19 protein-coding genes and 2 riboswitches are annotated in these 21,766 nt (G+C 71.8%); of the genes, 8 read left to right on the top strand and 11 right to left on the bottom strand.

The window, feature by feature from the left end; genetic code table 11:
- Positions 1–25 precede the first annotated feature (25 nt).
- Positions 26–171: riboswitch (cobalamin riboswitch) on the bottom strand.
- A 97-nt stretch (positions 172–268) separates the two neighbouring features.
- From BM199_RS05525 to BM199_RS05515, 3 genes are read right to left on the bottom strand one after another with little or no spacing between them, the layout of a single operon-like run.
- The gene (locus tag BM199_RS05525) at positions 269–508 is read right to left on the bottom strand and encodes a helix-turn-helix transcriptional regulator (protein WP_091670482.1); all 240 of its coding nucleotides are present in this window, start codon (positions 506–508) and stop codon (positions 269–271) included.
- 7 nt (positions 509–515) lie between these two features.
- Positions 516–1,367 (bottom strand): ABC transporter permease, encoded by an 852-nt coding sequence (locus BM199_RS05520; RefSeq protein WP_091670479.1) that lies wholly within the window; start codon positions 1,365–1,367, stop codon positions 516–518.
- Positions 1,364–2,329: an ABC transporter ATP-binding protein gene (locus BM199_RS05515; protein WP_091670477.1), complete on the bottom strand. Its 966-nt coding sequence runs from the start codon at positions 2,327–2,329 to the stop codon at positions 1,364–1,366. Before BM199_RS05515 ends, BM199_RS05520 begins: the two co-directional genes overlap by 4 nt.
- A gap of 101 nt (positions 2,330–2,430) precedes the next feature.
- On the opposite strand from BM199_RS05515, the gene BM199_RS05510 reads away from it, so the two are divergent.
- Genes BM199_RS05510 through BM199_RS05500 form a run of 3 tightly spaced genes read left to right on the top strand, consistent with a single transcriptional unit; the run spans position 2,431 to position 5,788 of the window.
- Positions 2,431–3,633 (top strand): nitrite/sulfite reductase, encoded by a 1,203-nt coding sequence (locus tag BM199_RS05510; RefSeq protein WP_091670475.1) that lies wholly within the window; start codon positions 2,431–2,433, stop codon positions 3,631–3,633.
- Positions 3,630–4,253, top strand: coding sequence for a precorrin-8X methylmutase (locus BM199_RS05505; RefSeq protein ID WP_091670472.1), 624 nt, complete (start codon positions 3,630–3,632; stop codon positions 4,251–4,253). The genes BM199_RS05510 and BM199_RS05505 overlap by 4 nt, the downstream gene beginning before the upstream one ends.
- Positions 4,253–5,788 (top strand): precorrin-2 C(20)-methyltransferase, encoded by a 1,536-nt coding sequence (locus BM199_RS05500; protein WP_091670468.1) that lies wholly within the window; start codon positions 4,253–4,255, stop codon positions 5,786–5,788. Before BM199_RS05505 ends, BM199_RS05500 begins: the two co-directional genes overlap by 1 nt.
- A 90-nt stretch (positions 5,789–5,878) precedes the next feature.
- On the opposite strand, the gene BM199_RS05495 is transcribed toward BM199_RS05500, so the two are convergent.
- The 3 genes from BM199_RS05495 to BM199_RS05485 all read right to left on the bottom strand — a co-directional run bounded on the left by BM199_RS05495 (position 5,879) and on the right by BM199_RS05485 (position 10,663).
- On the bottom strand, positions 5,879–8,962 hold the full coding sequence (locus BM199_RS05495) for an arabinosyltransferase domain-containing protein (protein ID WP_091670466.1): 3,084 nt from the start codon (positions 8,960–8,962) through the stop codon (positions 5,879–5,881).
- Between the two features lie 241 nt (positions 8,963–9,203).
- Positions 9,204–9,869, bottom strand: coding sequence for a 5,6-dimethylbenzimidazole synthase (gene bluB, locus BM199_RS05490; RefSeq protein ID WP_091670463.1), 666 nt, complete (start codon positions 9,867–9,869; stop codon positions 9,204–9,206).
- Positions 9,866–10,663, bottom strand: coding sequence for a cobalt-precorrin-6A reductase (locus BM199_RS05485; protein ID WP_177242482.1), 798 nt, complete (start codon positions 10,661–10,663; stop codon positions 9,866–9,868). Before BM199_RS05485 ends, bluB begins: the two co-directional genes overlap by 4 nt.
- Positions 10,664–10,684: 21 nt before the next feature.
- Here BM199_RS05485 and BM199_RS05480 point away from each other — a divergent pair, with 21 nt between their 5' ends.
- On the top strand, positions 10,685–11,773 hold the full coding sequence (locus BM199_RS05480) for a cobalt-precorrin-5B (C(1))-methyltransferase (protein ID WP_091670460.1): 1,089 nt from the start codon (positions 10,685–10,687) through the stop codon (positions 11,771–11,773).
- Between the two features lie 5 nt (positions 11,774–11,778).
- On the opposite strand, the gene cobM is transcribed toward BM199_RS05480, so the two are convergent.
- Positions 11,779–12,543: a precorrin-4 C(11)-methyltransferase gene (gene cobM, locus BM199_RS05475; RefSeq protein WP_091670457.1), complete on the bottom strand. Its 765-nt coding sequence runs from the start codon at positions 12,541–12,543 to the stop codon at positions 11,779–11,781.
- A 109-nt stretch (positions 12,544–12,652) separates the two neighbouring features.
- Positions 12,653–13,879, bottom strand: coding sequence for a precorrin-6y C5,15-methyltransferase (decarboxylating) subunit CbiE (cbiE, locus tag BM199_RS05470; RefSeq protein ID WP_245788170.1), 1,227 nt, complete (start codon positions 13,877–13,879; stop codon positions 12,653–12,655).
- A gap of 110 nt (positions 13,880–13,989) precedes the next feature.
- Positions 13,990–14,062, top strand: a riboswitch (cobalamin riboswitch).
- A gap of 92 nt (positions 14,063–14,154) precedes the next feature.
- On the opposite strand from cbiE, the gene BM199_RS05465 reads away from it, so the two are divergent.
- Genes BM199_RS05465 through cobC form a run of 4 tightly spaced genes read left to right on the top strand, consistent with a single transcriptional unit; the run spans position 14,155 to position 19,194 of the window.
- The gene (locus BM199_RS05465) at positions 14,155–16,191 is read left to right on the top strand and encodes a putative cobaltochelatase (protein WP_091670455.1); all 2,037 of its coding nucleotides are present in this window, start codon (positions 14,155–14,157) and stop codon (positions 16,189–16,191) included.
- 6 nt (positions 16,192–16,197) lie between these two features.
- Positions 16,198–16,821, top strand: coding sequence for a cob(I)yrinic acid a,c-diamide adenosyltransferase (gene cobO, locus BM199_RS34225; RefSeq protein WP_091670452.1), 624 nt, complete (start codon positions 16,198–16,200; stop codon positions 16,819–16,821).
- The gene (locus BM199_RS05455) at positions 16,815–18,179 is read left to right on the top strand and encodes a cobyrinic acid a,c-diamide synthase CobB (RefSeq protein WP_091670450.1); all 1,365 of its coding nucleotides are present in this window, start codon (positions 16,815–16,817) and stop codon (positions 18,177–18,179) included. Before cobO ends, BM199_RS05455 begins: the two co-directional genes overlap by 7 nt.
- A complete protein-coding gene (gene cobC / locus BM199_RS05450; RefSeq protein WP_091670447.1) occupies positions 18,112–19,194 on the top strand; it encodes an Rv2231c family histidinol phosphate aminotransferase CobC in 1,083 nt (360 codons plus the stop codon). The genes BM199_RS05455 and cobC overlap by 68 nt, the downstream gene beginning before the upstream one ends.
- A gap of 86 nt (positions 19,195–19,280) precedes the next feature.
- On the opposite strand, the gene BM199_RS05445 is transcribed toward cobC, so the two are convergent.
- The 3 genes from BM199_RS05445 to BM199_RS05435 are packed head-to-tail and all read right to left on the bottom strand — an operon-like array spanning position 19,281 to position 21,750.
- Positions 19,281–20,012: an adenosylcobinamide-GDP ribazoletransferase gene (locus BM199_RS05445; RefSeq protein ID WP_091670928.1), complete on the bottom strand. Its 732-nt coding sequence runs from the start codon at positions 20,010–20,012 to the stop codon at positions 19,281–19,283.
- Positions 20,013–20,041: 29 nt separating this feature from the next.
- On the bottom strand, positions 20,042–21,091 hold the full coding sequence (cobT, locus tag BM199_RS05440; RefSeq protein ID WP_425425499.1) for a nicotinate-nucleotide--dimethylbenzimidazole phosphoribosyltransferase: 1,050 nt from the start codon (positions 21,089–21,091) through the stop codon (positions 20,042–20,044).
- A complete protein-coding gene (locus BM199_RS05435; protein ID WP_091670444.1) occupies positions 21,088–21,750 on the bottom strand; it encodes a bifunctional adenosylcobinamide kinase/adenosylcobinamide-phosphate guanylyltransferase in 663 nt (220 codons plus the stop codon). Before BM199_RS05435 ends, cobT begins: the two co-directional genes overlap by 4 nt.
- Positions 21,751–21,766 lie beyond the last annotated feature (16 nt).

Genomic DNA, 21,766 nt, shown 5'->3' with positions numbered 1-21,766 from the left:
TCTCCGGGGAGTCCTCGCCCCGGGTGGTGGATACGCGCAGGCGGGAGTTCCTGGCTCTCGCACGTGCGTGCGGTGACAGTGGCGGGTCCGCCCCGGACTTTCACCGGGTTCCTCCACTGCCTGCGCGTAGGGTCGCCGTTCACTCTCCGGTCCGCGCGCGCAACCGTCAAGGTGACGCGCGCGGCCCGGAAGCGCCGACTCGAGCCCCCGAACTGCAAAGTCGGGCCCCTGGAACTGCCAACTCGGGCCCTGGAACTGCGAAGTCGGGTCAGGCTGTGCGTTCGGCTCCGCCGATGCGGGGGAACGGGGCGGTGGAGAAGATCACCTCCACCGGGACCTCGAAGTACTCCGCGATCCGCAGGGCCAGGTAGAGGCTGGGGCTGTACTCGCCCCGCTCCAGGTAGCCGACCGTCTGGTAATGGACCCCGAGTGCCTCGGCCAGTTCGCGGCGCGAGATCCCGCGCTCGGCGCGCAGCATCGCGATCCGGTTGTAGATCGTCTCGCTCATCGCCGTGTCACCTGACCTGCTGCAATGCCTTCTCCCGCCGCGCCGCGACGGCCGAACCCGATTCCCGTCGCGCCATTCTGCGCAGCACGACCGGCGCCAGGGCGTATCCGATCACAGCCCAGATCCCGAGCACGCCCAGGGTCTCCAGGTGCCGCCACGACTCGCCGATCTCCACCGCGGCCATCGAGTCCGGCAGCAGCGCCGAGCGCATGCCGAGGCCGAGCCAGTAGATCGGGAAGATCTGGCTGAAGCCCTGTACCCACTCCGGCAACGCGGTGATCGGGTAGAAGATCCCGGAGACGGCGGTGAGTATCGAGAACGGCAGCATGACCAGGCCCATGCTGCGCGGGCTGGGCATCAGGGCGCCGATGATCGCCCCGAGCGGCATCGTGGCCAGCAGGCCGACCGCGAGCACCCATGCCAGGGTGAGCCACGAGGTGAGCCCGCCGGTGGCCAGGCCGTCGAACAGGAACAGGCACGGCACCAGCGTGAGTACCAGTCCGCCCACCGCGTAGGCGGAGGAGGAGACGACTCGTCCGACCAGGTATCCGCGCATGCCGTTGGGGATGGCCTTGGCGCGCAACAGGGTGCCGTCCTCCCGGTCCACGCTGAGCCCCGCGGCGATCCCCACGACCCCGCTGAACACCAGGCTCATGCCCAGCACGCTCGGTACGGTCATGGTGCCGAGGGAGAAGTCCGTTCCGGGCACGGTGGACCCGCGCATGAGCACCATCACCACGATGAAGATCGTGGTGAAGACGAGCGTGCTGCCCAGGTCCTCGCTGTTGGTCAGCATCTGCCGGGATTCGATCTTGCCGCGGGTGATCCCGGCGCGAATCGCGTTCAGTGTCGGGTTCATGCCACGTGTCCTTCCAGGGTTGCCGCGTCGCCATCGCTGTTCTGCACCGCGAACACCCGCGCGGCCGCTTCGTCGTTACCGGACTCGGCCTGGCGGACCATCGTCACGTAGGTGTCCTCCAGGGAAGCCCGGCGGACCTCGAGTTCCCCGATCGCCTCGCCGTACTGCTTGAACAGGCCGTGGACGAACTGCGTCGCCTCGGTCGTCGAGTGCACGAACCGCTGCCCGTCCCTGGTCCAGCGGACCTCCGCCGCACCCTCGATCTGTCGGCTCAGCGCGTCCGCCGAGCCGTTGGCGATGATCGTGCCGCCGGACAGGATCAGGATCCGGTCCGCCAGTTTCTCCGCCTCGTCCAGGTCGTGCGTGGTGAGCAGGATCGTGGTCTCGTGGTCATCGGCGAGCCGCGCGACCAGGTCGTGGAACTCCCGCCGTGCCTCCGGGTCGAACCCCGTGGTCGGTTCGTCGAGGAACAGCAGTTCGGGCCGGCCGACGATGCCGATGGCGACGTCCAGCCTGCGCCGCTGCCCACCGGAGAGTTGCTTGCTCTTCTTGTTCGCGTGCTCGGTCAGGCCGACCGCCTCGAGTAGCTCGTCCGGGTCCCACGGCCGTTTCCGCTGCTCGGTCGAGTACGGCACATAGAAGCTGCCGAGGTGCGCCAGCAGTTCCCGGAGCCGCCACTTGCCGTGATCACGCCAGGACTGCAGGACGATGCCCAGCTTGGCCCGCCAGGCCTCGTCGCCGTCGGCCGGATCCACGCCGAGCACGCTGACCTCTCCGGCCGAACGCATCCGGAAGCCCTCGAGGATTTCGATGGTCGTCGTCTTGCCCGCGCCGTTGGGGCCGAGAAGTGCGAGCACCTCGCCCTTGTGCGCCTGGAAGGTCACGCCGCGCAGGACGTCCTTGGTTCCGTAGCGCATGCGCAGGTCGCGTATGTCCAGCGCGAGTTCGTCGGAAAACTTCATTACCCCCACCTCGATCCGATGTGTGCATCGAAAGATAGCATGTGTACTACATAAGATCGCAGGGGTATTGAGGGCCTAAGCGGCCATCTACAGTGACCCGCATGCCGACCGCCGAGCGTTCCCACGCTGACGCGTGTCCCGGCGTATTCGCCACCCATGACGCCGCCGATGGCCCGTTGGCCCGGGTGCGGCTCCCCGGTGGGGCGGTCACCGCGTCGCAGTTGCGTGTTCTCGCGGACTGCGCCGAGGACCTCGGTGATGGGTTCGTGCACCTGACCTCGCGGGGAAACCTGCAGCTCAGGGGCCTGTCCAAACAAGACTCGGAGCTGGTTCCCCGGCTGGCCGGGGCCGGTCTCCTGCCCGCGCCGGAACACGAGCGGGTGCGCAACTTCCTCGCCTCGCCCGCCAGTGGGCTGACCGGCGGGCTGCTCGACGTCCGGCCCCTGGTTCGCGAGCTGGACCGGTCGGTCTGTGCCCGCTCCGAGCTGGCCTCGCTGCCCGGCCGGTTCCTCTTCGCCCTCGACGACGGCCGCGGCGACGTCTCGGGTGAGGATCCCGACGTGTGCTGGCGGGCGGTGGACGCGACAACCGGTGCACTGCTTGTCGCCGGTGCCGACAGCGGTCTGCGAATCCCCCGGCAGCACGCTGTCACGGCGCTGGTCAGCGCGGCCGCGACATTTCTCCAGATCAGGGGCACCGGGGATCAGGCGGTGTGGCGCGTACGCGAGTTGCCCGGAGCGGTCGAGGCGATCACCACGGCGTTGGCCGCGGTCGGACGACGCGTCCCACCGCGGCCGATGCCCGGCGGGGAACGCCTGCCGATCGGTACGCACAGGACGGACGGCGGTGATCTGATCGCCTGTGTCGCGCCCGTACTCGGACAGCTGGATTCGCCCGCGTTGCGGTTGCTGGCCGGGATGACCGCCGAGGTCGTGGTGACACCGTGGCGCACGATCGTGGTTCCCGTCGGCTCCGGCTCCGCCGTGGCCGAACTCACCGAAGCCGGGTTCGTCACCGACGCCGCCGATCCAGTCGCGGGCGTCAGCGCCTGCGCCGGGCTGCCCGGTTGCGCCAAATCGAGGGCCGACGTGCGGAGCGACGCGCTCCGCGCGAGCGCGGCCCTTTCACCGGGGATCAGGACGCACTTCTCCGGTTGTGAACGACGGTGTGGCAGGCCGAGGCAGGCGCACCGGGACGTGCTCGCCGAGGACGGCGGCTACCGGGTGGACGACGCCTGGGTGCCGCTCGACCGGCTCGTGGATTCGCTGGCGAGTTCGCCCGCGGGAAAGGAAGACGACGCGTGATCGACTACATCCGTGACGGTGCGGAGATCTACCGGCACTCGTTCGCCACCATCAGGGACGAGGCCGACCTCGCGATCCTGCCCGACGACCTCGAAGCGGTCGCGGTCCGGATGATTCACACCTGCGGGATGGTCGATCTGGTGGAGGACCTGAAGTACTCGCTGGAGTTCGTCGAGGCCGGCCGCAAGGCGCTGCGTGCGGGCGCGCCCGTGCTCTGCGACGCGAACATGATCGCCAGCGGCATCACCCGTGCACGCCTGCCCTCGGACAACGAGGTGCTCTGCACCCTTTCCGACCCCAGCGTGCCCGGTCTGGCCGAGCGGATGGGTACCACGCGCTCGGCCGCGGCACTGGAACTGTGGCGGGACAGGCTGCCCGGCTCGGTCGTCGCGATCGGCAACGCGCCTACCGCCCTTTTCCGGCTGCTCGAACTGCTCGAAGAGGGCGTCGGCGTTCCGGCTGCGATCATCGGGGTCCCCGTCGGCTTCGTCGGCGCCGCCGAGTCGAAGGACGAACTCGTCGCGCGTGCCCCCGCGCCCTATCTCGCCGTTCGTGGCCGCCGTGGCGGGAGCGCCATGGCCGTCGCCGCCGTCAACGCCATCGCCACCGAGGAGGAATGATGACCACCCCGAAGACAGGCACACTGTGGGGGGTGGGCCTCGGCCCCGGTGACCCCGAGCTGATGACCGTGAAGGCGGCGCGGGTGATCGGCGAGGCCGACGTCATCGCCTATCACAGCGCGCGGCACCGGCGCAGTATCGCGCGTTCGGTCGCCGAGCCCTACCTGCGCGAAGGCCAGTTGGAAGAGGCGCTGGTCTACCCGGTCACCACCGAGACCACCGATCATCCCGGCGGGTACGAGGGGGCGATCGCCGACTTCTACGAACTCAGCGCCAAGCGGCTCGCCGAGCACCTGGACGCGGGCCGGGACGTGGTCCTGCTCTGTGAGGGCGACCCCTTCTTCTACGGCTCCTACATGTACATGCACGAACGGCTCGCCGATCGGTACCGCGCGCAGGTGATTCCCGGCGTGACGTCGGTCAGCGCCGCCTCCGCAGTCCTCGGCAGGCCGCTGGTGCAGCGGGACGAGGTGCTCACCCTGCTGCCAGGCACGCTGCCCGCACCGGAGCTGGCGCGGCGGCTCGCCGACACCGATGCCGCCGCGGTGCTGAAACTGGGCCGCACCTTCGGTTCCGTGCGTGACGCGCTGGCCGAGTCGGGCAAGCTCGAGGACGCCTTCTACGTGGAGCGGGCGACCTGGGGCACGCAGCGGGTCGAGCCCTTCACCGATGTCGACCCGGAGTCGGTGCCGTACTTCTCGCTGGCCGTTGTGCCGAGTCCGGCCTATGCCGCAAGAACCGCGGGCACCGCCACGGCCACCGCCACTGGCACCGGCACGGTAGACGCCTGCGGTGAGGTGGTGGTCGTCGGGCTCGGCCCCGCGGGGCCGCAGTGGCTCACTCCCGAGGCCGAAGAGGCGCTGTCCGCTGCCGAGCATCTCGTCGGCTACGGCCCGTATCTGGCGAAGGTGCCGCAGCGGGCCGGTCAGCGCAGGCACGCGTCGGGAAACCGGGTCGAGGCCGAGCGCGCCGCGGAGGCGCTCGACCTCGCAGCGCAGGGGGCAAGGGTCGCCGTGGTGTCCTCCGGTGATCCGGGAGTGTTCGCGATGGCGTCGGCCGTGCTGGAGCAGGCCGAGTCGGACGAGCAGCGTTGGAGCGGTGTCAACGTGCGGGTCCTTCCCGGGCTCACCGCGGCGCAGGCCGCCGCCTCCAGGGTCGGCGCCCCGCTGGGACACGACTACTGCGTGCTCTCGCTGTCCGACCGGCTCAAGCCGTGGGAGATCATCGAACGCAGGCTCGACGCCGCCGGCACGGCCGATCTCGTGGTGGCCCTCTACAACCCGGCGTCCCGCAGCAGGACCACTCAGCTGGCGGCCGCGAGGGACGTGCTGCTGCGCCACCGCGCGCCGGAGACGCCGGTGGTGATCGCCCGCGACGTCGGCGGGCCGGAGGAGTCGGTACGCGTGGAGCGGCTCGGCTCGTTCGACGTGAGCGAGGTCGACATGCGCTGCCTGCTGATCATCGGTTCCACGCGTACGCGGGTCCGCGAGCAGGAGGACGGCACCGCCGTCGTCTGGACCCCCCGCTCGTACTGACGCAGGGAACCCTGGGGATGTCCCCAGTGTGGCATTGGGGAACTTCAACGTCCCCAATGCCACATTGGGGACAACGCTGGCAGCGCGCCCTCAGCGCGTGGGCTGGTCGCCGTCCGGCTGGGCAGGGCCCGGGCCGGGGGACCACCAGCCGGGGTGCACCTCCCGGCCGCGGATCACGGTGGGCGCGGTGCCCTCGGCGTAGGTGTCGATCTCCACCAGTTCGCCCCACGGCTGGGAAGGTTGGCCGCGGAGGAAGCTGGGCACTTCGGGCTGGTCGGCGATCTCCTCGAGCCAGCCGTTCGGGCCGCCGCCCTTGCTGCTCGCCCACGCGCCCTCGTAGGCCAGGGAACTCGCGGTGATCCGGTACGCGGGTACCTCGCTGATCCCGTCGCGGGTCTTGGCCGGGGTCAGGCACGGGTACACGAACGACGTCGGCCAGTCCATGTACACGGGCTTGTCGCCGACCTTGTCGGTGAGGGTGGTGAACGTCGGGATCCGCGGCGCCGTCACCGCCACCCAGCCGTCCTCGGTGAAGTCGGAGTCCACCGCGACGATGCGCGCCGTGGTCGCCGAGGGCGGGGCGTCGACGAGATTGAGCCGGACGTCGGTCCAGCTCCCACTGCCCCATCCCGCGGGCAGCGCCGTCGAGCTGCCCACGACCTTCACCCCCTCCGGGGTCGGCCTGCCGTACTCCACCCGCACCGTGGTCGCCTTACCGGACTTGGCGGCGATGGCGAGGACGAACTGGCCGCCGGGAGGGCGCTCGCCGAGGTCGTACCAGTCGGTGCGCAGGGTGCCGGTGGGCGTGTTGCGCTCCTCGAAGCTGCTCCACATCGCCACCGTGCTCGTGCTGAACCCGTGGGGTGGCTCGGCGATCGGGTCACTGCCGGACGTGGCGCGCGTGTGGAAGCCCTTGCGGGAGCGGCCGTTGCCCTCGTCGGAATCGGGCAGGTCGCCAGGGGTGCTGCCGGACTCCTGTTCCACGGTCCGCTGCGAACCCGGCGGCAAGGGCGTCAACATGCTGTTGATCGGGTCCTTCTCCACCATCACGTGATCGGCCAGGTTGCAGCCGCTGCCGAGCAGGTGGTCGATGTTCGCCTCGCCGAGGCTGTAGCTGTCCCGCTGCTTGTGGATGGCCTTGGCCATGCTGGCGAACTCGCTCGCTGCCACCAGACCACAGACCACGACCAGCGAGAGGGCGCCCAGCTTCAGCGCCCTGCCGCGCCGTTCGGGAGGCAGCGGTGGACCGGGCCGGTGGGCGCGCACGTTCTCGATGAAGGCGATCACCGCGGCCACCGCGGCGCCGAGCAGCAGGATCGTGGAGAGGCCGAGACCGCCGATCGACGGTGCCTTGTCGAACCACGGAACCCCGAATCCGGAGACGAACCAGTAGGCGTTCGGTCCCGTGGCGGCCAGTGCGGCGACCACCAGCAGGCCCGCGGTGAACGCGGCTCTGTTCCGTTTCGAACGCAGCACGCTGGAACTCGTCGCCAGCGCGGTCAACGCCGCCATGGCCGCGCCGACGGCGGCGAACGCCCCGAAGTGGTGTGTCCACTTGGTCGGCGTCAAAGCCATCAGCAGGAAGAACAGGGCCACCGTGCCGATCAACCGCCGGCTCGGCCCCAGCGCGGCGCCGGGAATCCGGCCTCTGCGCAGCAGCACCACAAGACAGGTGCCGGTACACAGCAGCAACAGCAGGACCGGGAAACGGCGGGTGGCCGAGCCGTCGGCCGTGCTGCTGAACAGCAGCTCGTAGCGAGCGAGTTCCTCGAACCAGGACAGACTCGGCCCGACCTGGCTGCGCAGGCGGGTGGCCTCGCCGACCGTGGCGAAGGTCTGGTCCGCGAAGACGACGATCAGCACCAGCAGCCCGGACGCCAGTATCGGCGACAGCACGGGCAGCCAGCCCCGGCTCGCCCTGCTGCGCAGCAGGTGGAACAGCGGCCGTGCGGCGACCAGGAAGGGAGCCACGGCGATCAGCCCGGTCGGCGTGGCGGCCAGGGTGAACGCGGCGGCCAGCAGGCCGAGACACAGCGGGAGCATTCTGCGGGTCACCAGCGCCCGCTCCACCGCGCAGATCGCGATCAGCGAGCCGACCGCGGCGATCGGCTCCGGCCGTACGCCGTTGTTGTACGGCATCCACCACACCAGGAACACCGCGGCCGCGGCCCAGCCCGCGGCCCGGCTGGTACGGACCTCCTTGCCGAGTCTCGGCATCACCTCCCGGCTGATCAGCAGCCAGCTGGCGATGCCGAGCACGAACGAAGGCAACCGGATCCACGGAGGTGCGGTGCTGAAGTGCGTCATCAGCTCGTAGACGTGGTAGAACCAGCCGAACGGCGCCTCGGCCACCCCGAACCAGCGGTGGTAGTTGGTGAGGTAGCCCGCGTCCTCGGTGACTCTGGCCATCCCGAGGATGTAGCCGTCGTCCGAGGTGACCGGTCCGATGAACACCCAGGCGCCGAGCGCGAGGAACACCACGATGTCGCGGCCGGTCAGATGCCACCAGCCGATGGGTGCCCAGCGCGGGGCCCGCCGGGCGACGCCGGAGTCCAGCCGGTTCACCCCGATCAGGCAGACCACGATCGCCAGCAGGCCGAGAATGCCCACCGCGGTCTTCAGCGGGGTGGGGGAGGACTGGTATCGGGTGTCCGGGGTGATCGACACGGAGAGCCCGTCGATCGGGTCCTGCGCTGCGTCGATGGCGGTGTAGATGCCGATCACGCGCGGGCGGACATCGCCTTCCTCCTGGTAGATCGGGGTGTCCGCGACGCTCACCGACGTGCCGTGGGCGTCGGAGGCGACGTGCACGTCGCAGCCGTTGAGCGGCAGCGGCTGGCGGGCGATCTGTTCGCCCCTGCTGGAGGCGACCAGCACCCCGTCGCCGACGTGTAGCTGCAGGCCCGCGCCCTCCTCGGTGCGGGCGGCCGGCACGGTGGAGAACAGCAGGGCGTCACCGGGAGTGCGCGCATCAGCCGACCGGATGGTGTCGCACGGCATCCGCACCTGCAGGTCCTGCGCCCAGTACCCGGTGAGCGGGGCGTTCACCTGGGTGGTGTCACCACCCACCGGCCAGACGATCCGTGCCGTGTCCTGCGCCACGGGCAGGAACGGGAACGACAGCGCGCACGCGGCCGCGATGAGTCCGAAGACGACCGCGAGCCGCCGCCACATTTTGCTCCGGCCCGCGTTGGCGCCCGCTCCGTCGATCCCAGGACCTGGCGCGGTGTCCCGGGATGTCGGGGTGGACGTGGTGGCGGGGGGCATCGAGGCCAACGCTAGCCAACCGCTTGTGCCGTCCCTGACCTGGGTTGGGTCCGTACCGAGTCGGTGTGTTCGCCCGCTGTGCACCCGAGTCGGGCATTCGTGCGCGTGTGTCCGCTATTCCCGCACACGGCCGCCCGTTCCACCCCGCTCAGTCCGGATCGGACTCGGCTGTCCTGAAGCGTTCCCGGTGCACCGCGGCGGACAGTGGCCTGCGGCTCCGCCAGCCGTGCCGTTCCAGATCCGGCACCTCGGCGAGTTCGCGAACCGGTCCGAGGCAGAGCCAGGCCACCGGCCGGACACCTGCCGGGATGGCGAGCAGGTCCCGCAGGACCGGTTCGCGGTAGAAACTGACCCAGCCGACCCCCAAGCCCTCCGCGGTCGCGGCGAGCCACAGGTTCTGGATGGCGAGGCAGACCGAGTACAGCCCGGCGTCGGCGATGGCGTGCCTGCCGAGCACGTCCGGTGCCCCGCGCGCGGGGTCGTAGGTCACCACCACACCCATGCTCGACTCGAGAATTCCCTCGATCTTGATCCGGGAGAACTTCTCGGAGCGCTGCCCGTCCAGTGTCCCGGCGAACACCTCCCGTTCGGCGCGCACGTGCTCGGCGAACTCCTGCCGGGTCGCCCTGTCCTCGACGAGCACGAAGTCCCACGGCTGGGTCAGCCCGACACTCGGCGCGGCGTGGGCCGCCGCCAGGATCCGATCGAGCACGTCCGCCGCGACGGGTGCGCCGGTGAACTCGCCGCGCACGTCGCGGCGTCGCCGCAGCACGTCGTAGAAGGCGTCCACTCCGGTGTCGTGATCAATGCTCATGTCCCCGGTACCTCCTGCTCGATCGCCCAGCGTGCGGCGGCCGCGACGCTGGTCACACTGTTCGTTTCCGGGCGGGCCGGTCGCCGCACCAGCACCACCGGCAGCCCGAGTTCCCGCGCCGCGACGAGCTTGGCCGAGGTCATCGACCCGCCACTGTCCTTGGTCACCAGCACGTCGATCCGGTGGTCTCGCAGGAGCGCAAGCTCGTCGCCCACTCGGTACGGCCCCCTGCTGAGCAGCACCTCGGAGTGCGGCGGCAGCGGTGGCTCGGGCGGGTCGACACAGCGGATCAGGAACCACAGCGAGGTCAGCCCGGCGAACGCGGCCAGCCCCTGCCTGCCGCTGGTCAGGAAAACCCGCTCGCCCAGCCGGCCCACGGCGAGCGCTGCCTCCGCCAGCGACGTCACCGGACGCCAGTCGACGTCGGCCCACTCGCGTTCGTCCGCCCAGCCGGGCCGTTCGAGTCGGAGCAGCGGTACTCCCGCCGCTGCGGCACCGGCGGCCGCGGAGGCGCCGATCCGCTCGGCGAAGGGATGTGTCGCGTCCACGACGGCGGTGATTCCCTCGCCCGTCAGCCATGCGGCCAGCCCTTCGGGGCCACCGAAACCGCCGATCCGTACCTCGCCATCGGGAAGTTTTGGTGCGCTCACCCTGCCTGCCAGCGAGGAGATCACCGGGACGCCTTCGGCGACGAGGGTCGAGGCGAGTGCCCTCGCCTCGGCCGTGCCGCCGAGCACGAGTACGCGGTGTGCGACAGCCCTGGGGGTGGCCGCCTCGGCATCGACGGAGTTCATGCGGCGATAATCCCTTTCCTGATGGCAACACCGAACGAGCAGCTCCGGTACGGGTGGACCACGGGCGCCTGTGCGACCGCCGCGACGACGGCCGCGTACACCGCGCTGCTCACCGGCGAGTTCCCCGACCCGGTCGAGGTGCTGCTGCCCAAGGGCAGGCGACCGAGTTTCGCCCTGGCCACCGAGGAGCTCGACCAGGTTCGTGCTGTCGCGAGTGCCGGCGTCATCAAGGACGCGGGCGACGACCCGGACGTCACGCACGGCGCGCTGATCGTCGCCACGGTGTCGGCAGGCGCCGCTGGATCCGGGGTGACCTTCCTGGCCGGTTCAGGTGTGGGCACGGTCACCCGCCCCGGGTTGCCGCTGCCGATCGGCGAACCGGCCATCAACCCGGTGCCACGGCAGTTGATGACCGATGCGGTGCGCCGGGTCGCGGAGGCCAACGGCGCGGCGGGGGATGTCGTGGTGGAGATCTCGATCCCGCACGGCGAGGAGATGGCCAGGCACACGTGGAATCCGCGGCTCGGCATCCTGGGCGGGTTGTCCGTGCTCGGCACGACCGGCGTCGTGGTGCCGTATTCGTGCTCGGCCTGGATCGACAGCATCCGGCGGGGCGTGGACGTGGCGAGGGCGATGGGTCACCAGCACGTCGCCGGCGCCGTCGGCAGCACCTCCGAGCGGGTGGTGGCCGATCTGTACGGCCTGCCGGAGAGCGCGTTGCTGGACATGGGCGATTTCGCCGGGGCGGTCCTCAAGTACCTGCGCAGGAATCCGGTCCCCAGGCTGTCGATGGCCGGCGGGTTCGCGAAGTTCTCGAAGCTCGCTGCCGGTTTCCTGGACCTGCACTCGAAACGGTCGAGAGTGGACCTCGGGCTGCTCGCGGAGCTGGCCTCCGATGCGGGAATCGACACGCTCGCGGAGCCGATCCGGAACGCCAACAGTGCACTGCACGCACTGGAACTGGCCACCGCGGCCGGGCTGGATCTCGGTGGTCTGGTCGCGGAGCGGGCCAGGCGGACCTGCGTGGACGTGCTGGGCGACGCCCCGATCGACGTCGACGTGGTGGTCATCGACCGAGCGGGCACCATCGTCGGGCGTGCCCCGAGGTGACGCGGTCACGGTAGCGAGCGCGGCTGGGTCGAGCGCTCGCGTGTCGCCGAGTACAGGAAGCTGTCCGGGAAGCCCTCCGCGGCGAGGACGCGACCGACGAAGATCATCGCGGCCCGGCTGACGCCTGCCTCGCGCACCTGCGCCGCGATGTCGGCCAGCGTGCCGCGCAGCACGGTCTGCGCGGGTTGGCTCGCGTGCGCTACCACAGCCACGGGGCAGTCGGCGCCGTAGTGCGGGAGCAGTTCGTCCACCACCTGCTCGATCCGGTTGATCGCCAGGTGCAGGGCGAGTGTGGCCCCGCTCGCGGCGAACGTGGCGAGTTCCTCGCCCTCGGGCATCCGGGTGGACCGGGCCTGGGCCCTGGTCAGGATCAGGCTCTGCCCGACGGTCGGCACGGTCAGTTCCCGGCCGAGCACCGCGGCCGCCGCGGCGAACGCGGGCACGCCGGGGGTGATCTCGTAGGGCACGCCGGCCTCGTCGAGCCGCCGTGCCTGCTCGGCGACGGCGCTGTAGACCGAAGGGTCGCCGGAACACAGCCTGGCCACGTCCTGGCCCCTGGCGTGGGCCGCGGTGAGTTCGCCGACGATCTCCTCGAGCGTGCGATCGGCCGTGTCCACCAGCCGTGCGCCGGGCGGACAGTGCGCGAGCAGGTCGGACGGCGTCAGGCTGCCCGGGTACAGGCAGACGGCACAGCGGGCGAGCAGATCCCGCCCCCGCACGGTGATCAGATCGGCCGCCCCCGGCCCCGCCCCGATGAAGTGCACCGTCATACAGCGCCCTCGGGGGTAGTTCCCCAATGTGGCATGGGGGAACTTGAACGTCCCCAATGCCACATTGGGGACGTCCCGCCCCGTGCCGTTCGCGTCGTGAACGGTCCGTTCATGCCTTGCCTCCGTTCCACTGGGTCACCGTGCGCGCCGGGGTCCAGCCGGTGAAGCCGCCCAGCGGGGCGGCCTGCTCGACCGAGATACGCACCAGTTCGCCGCCCCACTCGGCGTAAGCGGCCGCCAGCGCGCGCTCCGCCTCCAGGGTGACCCCGTTCGCCACGAGCCTGCCGCCGGTTCGCAACGCCTTCCAGCAGGTGTCCAGCAGCCCTGGTGCGCTGACGCCGCCGCCGACGAACACCGCGTCGGGGGCGGACAGTTCCGCCAGCACCTCCGGCGCGTGCCCGATCACCACGCGCAGGTCCGGGACGCCGAGGCGGCGCGCGTTGCGCTCGATTCGCGCTGCCCGCTCGGGCACCGGCTCGATCGCGATCGCCCGATTCGCCGGATGCGCCCTGCACCATTCGATCGCGACGCTGCCCGCACCCGCGCCGACATCCCACAGCAGTTCGCCGGGGCATGGTGCGAGCCTGGCGAGCGTGCTGGCCCGCAGGTCCCGTTTGGTGAGTTGCCCGTCGTGCTCGAAGGCCGAGTCGGGCAGGCCCGGCTGCCGCGGCAGCACGAGGGTTCCCGGATCGGGGCGACAGCGCACGGCGAGCACGTTCAGTGCCGGGACCTCGGGCCGTGGCCATTCACCTGCGGTGCCGGACGCCCGGTACTCGCCGGGACCGCCCAGTTCACCCAGCACCGTCAGCTCGCTTTCCCCGTAACCCCGCTCCGTGAGCAGCGCGGCAACGTCGCCGGGAGTGTCCGCGCCCGAGCTGAGCACGAGCACCTTCCGGTCGGGCGCGAGTGCCCTGAGCACGCGGTGGACGTCGCGTCCGACGACGCTGACCACCTCGACGTCCTCGGCCGCCCACCCCAGACGGGCGCGCGCCAGCGTGATCGACGAAACACCGGGCAGGATGCGCACCCTGGCCGTGCCGAGGCGGCGGACGAGTGTCGTGCCGATGCCGGAGAGCAGGGGATCGCCACTGGCCAGCACGCAGACCCTGCGGCCGGTGTGGGCGTCGAGGGTGGCGTCGAGATTCGGCAACAGCGGGCTCGGCCACGGCACCTTCCGCGCCCCGACTTCGGGGACGAGGTCGAGCTGGCGTGGGCCGCCGAGCAGCACCTGCGCCGCCCGGATCTCGGCCCGCGCCTGCGCGCCGAGCCCACTCCAGCCGTCCGCGCCGATACCCACGACGGTGATCGGCTGTTGGTGCGGTCGGTCTTCGGGCACGACAGGCACGCTAGCCGGTCGGGCGGCGCGGGAACGGTCGGGTTTGTCACGTCGTCGCCAGACCGGCGCGGCGTGATCGGTGTGCGATGATCGGGCGCGACGATCGCCGAGGAACCCGGTGCGAATCCGGGACGGTCCCGCCACTGTGACCGCTCGCCGCCTCCGCGCGGCGAGCCGGGAGTCAGAGCTTTGGCGCTCGTCGCGTGCCGGGCTCACCGGTGCGCGCCAGTTCGGCGTGGGCGTGGACACCCACTCGTGGCAAGGGAGTTTTGTGTATGCGGCCGTATCCGTTCTCCGCCGTCGTCGGGATGCGAGACCTGCGGCTGGCCCTCGTGTTGTCGGCGATCTCGCCCGCGATCGGCGGGGTGCTGGTGCGCGGCGAGAAGGGCACCGCGAAGTCCACCATGGTCCGCGCGCTCGCGGGCCTGCTGCCCGGCGTGGACGTCCTGGACGACTGCCGGTTCTCCTGTGATCCGCTGCGCCCGGATCCCGGCTGTCCCGACGGTCCGCACCCCGATGGCGCGCCCGCGAACCGCAGGCCCGCTCGCCTCGTCGAGCTGCCCGTCGGCGCCGCGGAGGACCGCGTGGTCGGGTCGCTGGACCTGGAGCGGGCGCTCGGCGAGGGGGTGGCCGACTACCAGCCCGGCCTGCTGGCCGGTGCGCACCGCGGGCTCCTCTACGTCGACGAGGTCAACCTCCTGCACGACCACTTGGTCGACACCCTGCTCGACGCGGCCGCGATGGGCAGGGCGACGGTCGAGCGTGAGGGGGTCTCCGTTTCACACGCCGCCCGGTTCGTGTTGATCGGCACCATGAACCCGGAGGAGGGTGAGCTGCGTCCGCAGCTGCTGGACCGGTTCGGGCTCACCGTCGAGGTCACGTCGAGCCGTGCGCCGGAGCAGCGCGTGGAGGTCGTGCGCCGCAGACTCGCGTACGAGTCCGATCCGGACGGTTTCGCCGCCGGTTTCGCCGAGGCGGACACCGAGCTGGCCGCCGACATCGAGGCCGCGCAACGGCTCCTTCCTGCCGTGGCGCTCACCGACGACGCCTTGCTGCAGATCGCCGAGGTGTGCGCCGCCTTCGAGGTCGACGGCATGCGCGCGGACATCGTCACCGCGCGGACAGCGATCGCACACGCCGCATGGTCCGGCCGGGACGAGGTCACCACCGAGGACGTCCGCGTGGCCGCGCGTCTCGCCCTGCCGCACCGACGCAGGCGCAACCCGTTCGACGCGCCGGGCATCGACGACGAGCAGCTGGAACAGGTGCTGCGCGACAGCACGCCTGAGCAGAATCCGCCCGAGCAGGTCCCGCCCGAGCCGGGCGAGCAGCCTTCGGGCGACGGCCCGGAGGATCAGGGGCCGGACGACGACGGGCCCGGTTCGGGGCGGAGTCCGGACGCGAACGGCAAAGACGAGCCGCAAAACGGCAAAGACGAGCCGCGGAACTGCCAAGACGAGCCCCGGAACGACCAACTCGCGGGAGAGCGGACGGTGGGGGCCGATGGGTCCTACCGCGCGCGGCTGTTCACCGTGACCGGTACGGGGGCCGGGGCGCAGGGGCGGCGCTCGCGCGCCGTCACCGACACCGGCCGGACCGTGGGGGTGCGGCCGCAGGGCGTGCGCGAGGGCGGCCCGCACCTGCTGGCGACCGTCCGGGCGGCCGCGCCGCACCAGCGGGCGCGGGGGCGCCACGGGCCGGGACTGGTCATGCGCTCCCAGGACGTGCGCTACGCGCTGCGGGAGGGCAAGGAGGGCAACCTCGTGTTGTTCTGCGTGGACGCATCGGGCTCGATGGGGGCGCGATCGCGCATGGGCGAGGTGAAGTCGGCCGTGCTGTCCCTGCTGCTCGACGCCTACCAGCGCAGGGACAAGGTCGGGCTGGTGACGTTCCGGGCGGCCGAAGCCCACGTCGCGCTGCCGCCGACGATCAGTGTCGAGGCCGCCGCGGCGCGGCTGGAGGGGCTGCCGACCGGGGGCAGGACCCCGCTGGCGGAGGGGCTGCTGCGCGCGGCCGAGGTGCTGCGCGTGGAGGCCATCCGGGACCCGAGGCGCAGGCCGCTGCTCGTGGTCGTCACCGACGGCAGGGCCACCAGCGGACCCGACGCGGTGGCCCGTTCGCAGGCCGCGGCCGGGCTGCTCGCGGGCACCGGGGTGAGCACGGTCGTGATGGACTGCGAGTCCGGGCGAATGCGGCTCGGCCTGGCCGAGGAGTTGGCGGCCCGGCTCGGCGCCGAACACGTCCCGCTCGGCGAGGTCACCGCGGGAACGCTCGCAGGCGAGGTGCGGGCCAGGACCGGAAGGGCTGCGTGAGCTGACATGCCCAAGGGAAAGCCGGACGTCGTTCCGGACGACGGACTCACCACGCGGCAGCGGCGCAACCGCCCGCTCTTGATCGTCCACACAGGACCAATGAAGGGCAAGTCGACCGCCGCCTTCGGGATGGCGCTGCGGGCCTGGAACCAGGGCTGGTCGATCGGGGTGTTCCAGTTCGTGAAGTCGGCGAAGTGGCGCGTCGGGGAGGAGTCCGCGCTGCGTGCCCTCGGGGAGGTGCACGAGTCCACCGGGCAGGGCGGCCCGGTTGAGTGGCACAAGATGGGCGAGGGCTGGAGCTGGTCCAGGAAGAAGGGCAGCGAGGCCGACCACGCCGCGAACGCGCGTGAGGGCTGGGCGGAGATCCGGCGCAGGCTCGCCGAGGCACGGCACGACTTCTACGTGCTCGACGAGTTCAGCTATCCGCTGCACTGGGGCTGGATCGATGTCGAGGACGTCGTGACGGCGCTACGCGACCGGCCGGGGCGCCAGCACGTGGTGATCACCGGCCGCAACGCGCCGCCCGCGCTGATCGACGCCGCCGACCTGGTGGTCGAGATGACCAAGGTCAAGCACCCGATGGACGCGGGCCAGAAGGGCCAGAAGGGCCAGCGAGGCATCGAGTGGTAGGCGAAGCGCCCCACGCGCGGCTCGTCATCGCGGCCCCCGCGTCCGGGCACGGCAAGACGACGGTCGCCACCGGGCTGATGGCCGCACTGCGGGAACGCGGCATCGCGGTTTCCGGACACAAGGTCGGCCCCGACTTCATCGATCCGAGTTATCACGCGCTCGCCACCGGCCTGCCCGCCCGCAACCTGGATCCGTTCCTGCAGGGCGAGCAACGCGTGGTGCCGCTGTTCCTGCACGGCGCCCGCCAGGCGGAGATCGCCGTGATCGAGGGCGTCATGGGGATGTTCGACGGGATGCTCGGAACCGAGGGGTATGCCTCGACCGCGCACGTCGCCCGATTGCTCGACGCCCCGGTGGTGCTGGTGGTGGACGCCTCGGCGGCGAGTCGCAGCGTCGCGGCCGTGGTGCTCGGATTCGCGCACTACGACCCGAACGTGCGCCTCGCCGGGGTAATCCTGAACAAACTCGGGTCGCAGCGGCACGAGGACGAGGTCCGCGCGGCCCTTGGCCCCACCGGTATCCCGGTGCTCGGCGCGCTGCGCCGCAGCGAGGAGATCCACGCCCCGAGCAGACACCTCGGTCTGGTGCCGGTTGCGGAACGGGCCGCCGAGGCCGAGCGGTTCCTGCCCCGCCTGGCCGCTTGGACCGCGGGAGGAGTCGACCTCGACGCCGTACGCAGGGTCGCGGAATCCGCGCCACCACTGCGGGGCGCCGTGTGGGATCCCGCCACCGAGGTGCGCGCGGTGACTACCGGTACTTCACGACCGGTTGTCGCGGCGGCGGGTGGCGAGGCGTTCACGTTCCGCTACACCGAGACGACGGAGTTGCTCAACGCCGCGGGCGTGGACGTCGTGGACGTGGATCCGTTGCGCGACAACGACCTGCCGGAGAACTGCGCCGGTCTGTACTTCGGTGGCGGTTTCCCCGAGGTGCATGCCGAGGAGCTGTCGGCGAACTCGCGGCTGCGGGAGCAGGTCGGGGCGGCGATCCGGCGGGGCATGCCGGTGGTGGCCGAATGCGCGGGCCTGCTGTACCTGTGCCGTGAGCTGGACGGCCTGCCGATGGTGGGGGCGGTGGACGCCGTGGCGCGGATGACGAAGCGCGGGGCGCTCGGCTACCGCAGGGCGAGAGCGGAGTCCGACACCCTGCTCGCCGCGCGCGGCGAGCAGGTGACCGGCCACGAGTTCCACCGCACCGAGGTGCTGCCGGGAGCGGGTGAGAATCCGGCGTGGCGGTGGGACGAGCGCGCGGACGGATTCGCGACCGAGACCCTGCACGCGTCCTATCTGCATGTCCACTGGGCCGGGCATCCCGGTGTCGCACGGCGGTTCGCGCGGAAGGTCCACAGTGGATTTTGACCTGGCCCACCACGGTGACCGTGACGTGGCCGACGGGCTGGTCGATCTCGCGGTGAACGTGCGCCTGCCCGCCCCGCCGGAGTGGCTGCGCCGCGAGTTGGAACTCGCGATTCCCCGGCTGGCGGCGTATCCCGACGTGCGGGAGGCGGCGGCCGCCATCGCCGCCCGGCACGGGCGAGCACCAGCGGACGTGCTGCCGACCGCGGGCGCCGCGGAGGCGTTCACCCTGTTGGCCACGGCGCTGCGCCCGCATCGCGTCGCCGTGATCCATCCGCAGTTCACCGAGCCGGAGGCAGCGGTGCGGGCCGCGGGCCATTCCGTCGCCAGGGTCCTGCTGCGCGAGGTGGACGGCTTCACCCTGCGACCCGCCGCCGTGCCGGAGGACGCGGACCTGGTGTTCGTGGGGAACCCGACGAACCCGACGTCGGTGCTGCACCCCGCCGCTGCCCTGCGCGGGCTGGGGCGACCCGGCCGTATCGTCGTGGTGGACGAGGCTTTCCTCGACGCAGTTCCCGGTGAGCCGGAAACCCTCGCCGGAGAACGGCTTCCCGGGTTCGTGGTGCTGCGCAGCCTGACAAAGACCTGGGGCATCGCTGGGCTGCGCGCGGGGTACGCGCTGGCCGAACCGGACGTGGTGCGGCGACTGCGCGCGGTGCAGCCGCCCTGGTCGGTGTCGAGTCTGGCCGCGACCGCGATGATCGCCTGCAGCGGTCCCGACGCGCTCGGGGAGGCCGAGTCGCTCGCGAAGGAGGCCGTCCGGGACCGGGAGTTCCTCGTCGCGGGCCTGCGTGAACTCGACGTCGAGGTCGCGGGCGTGCCGCGTGCGCCGTTCGTGCTCGTGCGCGTGTCCGAGGGCGACCACGTCCGGGCGGCCTTGCGGTCCGCCGGATACGCGGTGCGCCGCGGCGACACGTTCCCCGGGCTCGGCCCGGACTGGCTGCGCATCGCCGTCCGCGACGAGGACACCGCCCGCGAATTCCTCACCGAACTGGCCCGCGTGCTCCCGGGAAACTGAGATACCTGCACGTGCAACCACTCGCACTTTCCCGGGAAAGTGCGAGCAGGGGAGCCGCACTTTCCCGGGAAAGTGCGCCGGGGCGCTCAGGGGGCGAGGGTCAGTAGCGCGGCGGTTGTCGCGGCCTCGACGCAGCCCCCGAGGACATCGCCGGTGATCCCGCCGAGGCGCGTCACACAACGCATCAACAGCGCCGCCGCCGCGACGCAACCGAGCAGCACCGCGAGTGGGCCGCGCCACCACGGCAGGCCGGGTGCGAGCGTGGCGAGCCCGCCCACGGTCACCAGCACCAGCAGGACGCCGGGGATCGGGACGGCACCGGCCACGGTCGCGCCCAGCCCCTCGGGCCGGGCCGAGGGGACTCCGCGAGCGCAGCACAGCACCAGCACCGCACGCCCGGCGATGACGGCGACGACCACCGCCGCGACGCCGTGACCCGCGCCGACCGCCCCGGCGAGCGCGGCGCACTGCACGAGCAGCACCAGTGTCAACGCCGCGACCCCGGACGGTCCCACGTCGCCCTTGCGCATGACCGACAACGCTCGTTCCCGGTCGTAGGAGGCACCGAGCCCGTCGGCTGTGTCGGCCAACCCGTCGAGGTGCAGCCCCCTGCTGCCGAGTGCCACCGTGGCAACGGCCAGCACGGCAGCGGCGAGCGCGGGCAGACCGAGCAGCCCACCCGCCCACACGACGAGACCTGCGGGAACGGCGAGCGCCACCGCGGCGAGCGGGGCCAGCACCATCGCACCGCCCGCCACCCGCCGGTCGATCACCCGTGGGGCCGGTACCGGCAACGCGGTGAGCGTGCCCAGCGTCATCCGCAGCGCGTCGACGGCGAGACGCACCTTCAACCCAAATCGAGATCGGCGAGCGAGCCCATCCCGGCGAGCACGGCCCGGGCAGAGCGCAACACCGGCACCGCCTGGACCGCGCCGCTGCCCTCCCCGAGACGAAGGCCGAGGTCGAGGATCGGGTCGAGCCCGAGTGCCTTCAACGCGTAGGCCTGGGACGGTTCCGTCGACCGGTGCCCGGCCAGCCACCAGTCCTGCGCTCCCGGCGCCAGTTCGGCGGCCAGCAGTGCGGCAGCGCCGGAGTACACGCCGTCGAGCAGCACCGGGACTCCGCGGACGGCGGCCTGTGCGAGGAACCCGGTGGTCGCGGCCGCGCACGCGCTGCCGAGCGCGGTGAGCAGCGCGACCGGGTCGCCTGCCTGCCCGCCCGCGCGCTCCAGCGCGGTGCTCACCACCGCCACCTTGTGCGCGCGGCCCGCCTCGTCCACCCCGGTGCCGGTGCCGACGACCTCGTCGGCCGGCAGTCCCAGCATTGCGGCCACCAGCGCGGCGGCCACCGTGGTGTTGCCGATTCCCATGTCGCCGGGGATGAGCAGGTCGGCGCCCGCCTCGATCTCCTCGTCGGCCACCGCACGTCCCGCGGCCAGCGCCCGCAGCGTCTCGGCGGATTCCAGGGCATCGGCCACGTCGATCGAACCCGAACCGCGGCGGACCTTGTGCGCCGTGATCTCCGGCGCGACGTCGGCCAGTTCGGCGTCCACCGCGATGTCCAGCACCCGCACCCTGGCACCCACCTGCTCCGCCAGCACGCTCACGCCGCTGACCCCGGCGAGGAACACCCGCACCATCGCCGCGGTGATCTCCCTCGGGTAGGCCGACACCGCCGAGGTCGACGCGACGCCGTGGTCCCCGGCGAAGATCACCACTCGGACGTCGTCCAGCGGCCGGGGTGGCACCTGGCCGTGCGCGGCGCAGAGCCACGCGGCGATCTCCTCCAGCCTGCCCAGCGCGCCGAGCGGCTTGACCAGCCCGTCCAGCCGTTCCTGCGCCGTCGCCCTCGCCTGTTCGCTCGGCCGGGGAACGGGCGGTAGCTCGAACATCGTCATCGGGTCTCGTTCTCCTTCAGCTCCAGCACCCGGCCGGCCACGATCAGCAGCACCTCGTCCGAACGGGCGGCGACCTGGCTGTTCAACGCGCCGAGCACGTCGCGGAAGACACGGCCCGCGAAGGTCGGCGGCACGATCCCGCTGCCGACCTCGTTGCTCACCGCCACCACCGGCACCCTGGCACCCGCCCATGCTTCCACCACGTCGGCCAGCCGCTCGTCCACCCGCACCTGCCACCCCTCGCGCTGGTCCCACGCCCCGACCTCGTCCAGCACGCGGCTCAGCCAAGTGCCGAGGCAGTCGATCAGCAGCGGGGTGGTCGCCTCGCGCAACGTGGTCGCGAGGTCGGTGGACTCAACGGTGTGCCAGTGCGCGGGCCTGCGCGCGCGGTGCAGGGCGACGCGCTGAGCCCACTCGGGATCGTCGTCGCTCGGCGGCAACCCGCCCGCGACGTAGGTGACGGCGGGGTACCGGGCGATCAGCTGCTCCGCGTGCCGGGACTTACCGGAACGGACACCACCGAGGATCAGCACGCGGCCGTCCCGGTCCGGGATTCCGCTGAACCTGCGCAGCACCCTGGCCCCGGCTTCCAGCCGGTTGGCCACGAGCTCGGCGAGCCGTCGGGTGGGGCGGGCGGAGGGGGTCTTGGCGGGAGGCATGGGAGGTATTGTCGCG

Origin of the sequence: Amycolatopsis marina (assembly GCF_900111885.1) — a bacterium.
GTDB classification, from domain to species: domain Bacteria; phylum Actinomycetota; class Actinomycetes; order Mycobacteriales; family Pseudonocardiaceae; genus Amycolatopsis; species Amycolatopsis marina.
This window is presented reverse-complemented; position numbering and strand designations above follow the sequence as displayed.

What these genes read in the sequence shown, in the direction of transcription:
- BM199_RS05525 (WP_091670482.1), bottom strand. Translation starts at nt 508, where the DNA reads ATGAGCGAGACGATCTACAACCGGATCGCGATGCTGCGCGCCGAGCGC.
- BM199_RS05520 (WP_091670479.1), bottom strand. Translation starts at nt 1,367, where the DNA reads ATGAACCCGACACTGAACGCGATTCGCGCCGGGATCACCCGCGGCAAG.
- BM199_RS05515 (WP_091670477.1), bottom strand. Translation starts at nt 2,329, where the DNA reads ATGAAGTTTTCCGACGAACTCGCGCTGGACATACGCGACCTGCGCATG.
- BM199_RS05510 (WP_091670475.1), top strand. Translation starts at nt 2,431, where the DNA reads ATGCCGACCGCCGAGCGTTCCCACGCTGACGCGTGTCCCGGCGTATTC.
- BM199_RS05500 (WP_091670468.1), top strand. Translation starts at nt 4,253, where the DNA reads ATGACCACCCCGAAGACAGGCACACTGTGGGGGGTGGGCCTCGGCCCC.
- BM199_RS05495 (WP_091670466.1), bottom strand. Translation starts at nt 8,962, where the DNA reads ATGTGGCGGCGGCTCGCGGTCGTCTTCGGACTCATCGCGGCCGCGTGC.
- bluB (WP_091670463.1), bottom strand. Translation starts at nt 9,869, where the DNA reads ATGAGCATTGATCACGACACCGGAGTGGACGCCTTCTACGACGTGCTG.
- BM199_RS05485 (WP_177242482.1), bottom strand. Translation starts at nt 10,663, where the DNA reads ATGAACTCCGTCGATGCCGAGGCGGCCACCCCCAGGGCTGTCGCACAC.
- BM199_RS05480 (WP_091670460.1), top strand. Translation starts at nt 10,685, where the DNA reads ATGGCAACACCGAACGAGCAGCTCCGGTACGGGTGGACCACGGGCGCC.
- cobM (WP_091670457.1), bottom strand. Translation starts at nt 12,543, where the DNA reads ATGACGGTGCACTTCATCGGGGCGGGGCCGGGGGCGGCCGATCTGATC.
- BM199_RS05465 (WP_091670455.1), top strand. Translation starts at nt 14,155, where the DNA reads ATGCGGCCGTATCCGTTCTCCGCCGTCGTCGGGATGCGAGACCTGCGG.
- cobO (WP_091670452.1), top strand. Translation starts at nt 16,198, where the DNA reads ATGCCCAAGGGAAAGCCGGACGTCGTTCCGGACGACGGACTCACCACG.
- cobC (WP_091670447.1), top strand. Translation starts at nt 18,112, where the DNA reads ATGTCCACTGGGCCGGGCATCCCGGTGTCGCACGGCGGTTCGCGCGGA.
- BM199_RS05445 (WP_091670928.1), bottom strand. Translation starts at nt 20,012, where the DNA reads ATGACGCTGGGCACGCTCACCGCGTTGCCGGTACCGGCCCCACGGGTG.
- cobT (WP_425425499.1), bottom strand. Translation starts at nt 21,091, where the DNA reads ATGACGATGTTCGAGCTACCGCCCGTTCCCCGGCCGAGCGAACAGGCG.
- BM199_RS05435 (WP_091670444.1), bottom strand. Translation starts at nt 21,750, where the DNA reads ATGCCTCCCGCCAAGACCCCCTCCGCCCGCCCCACCCGACGGCTCGCC.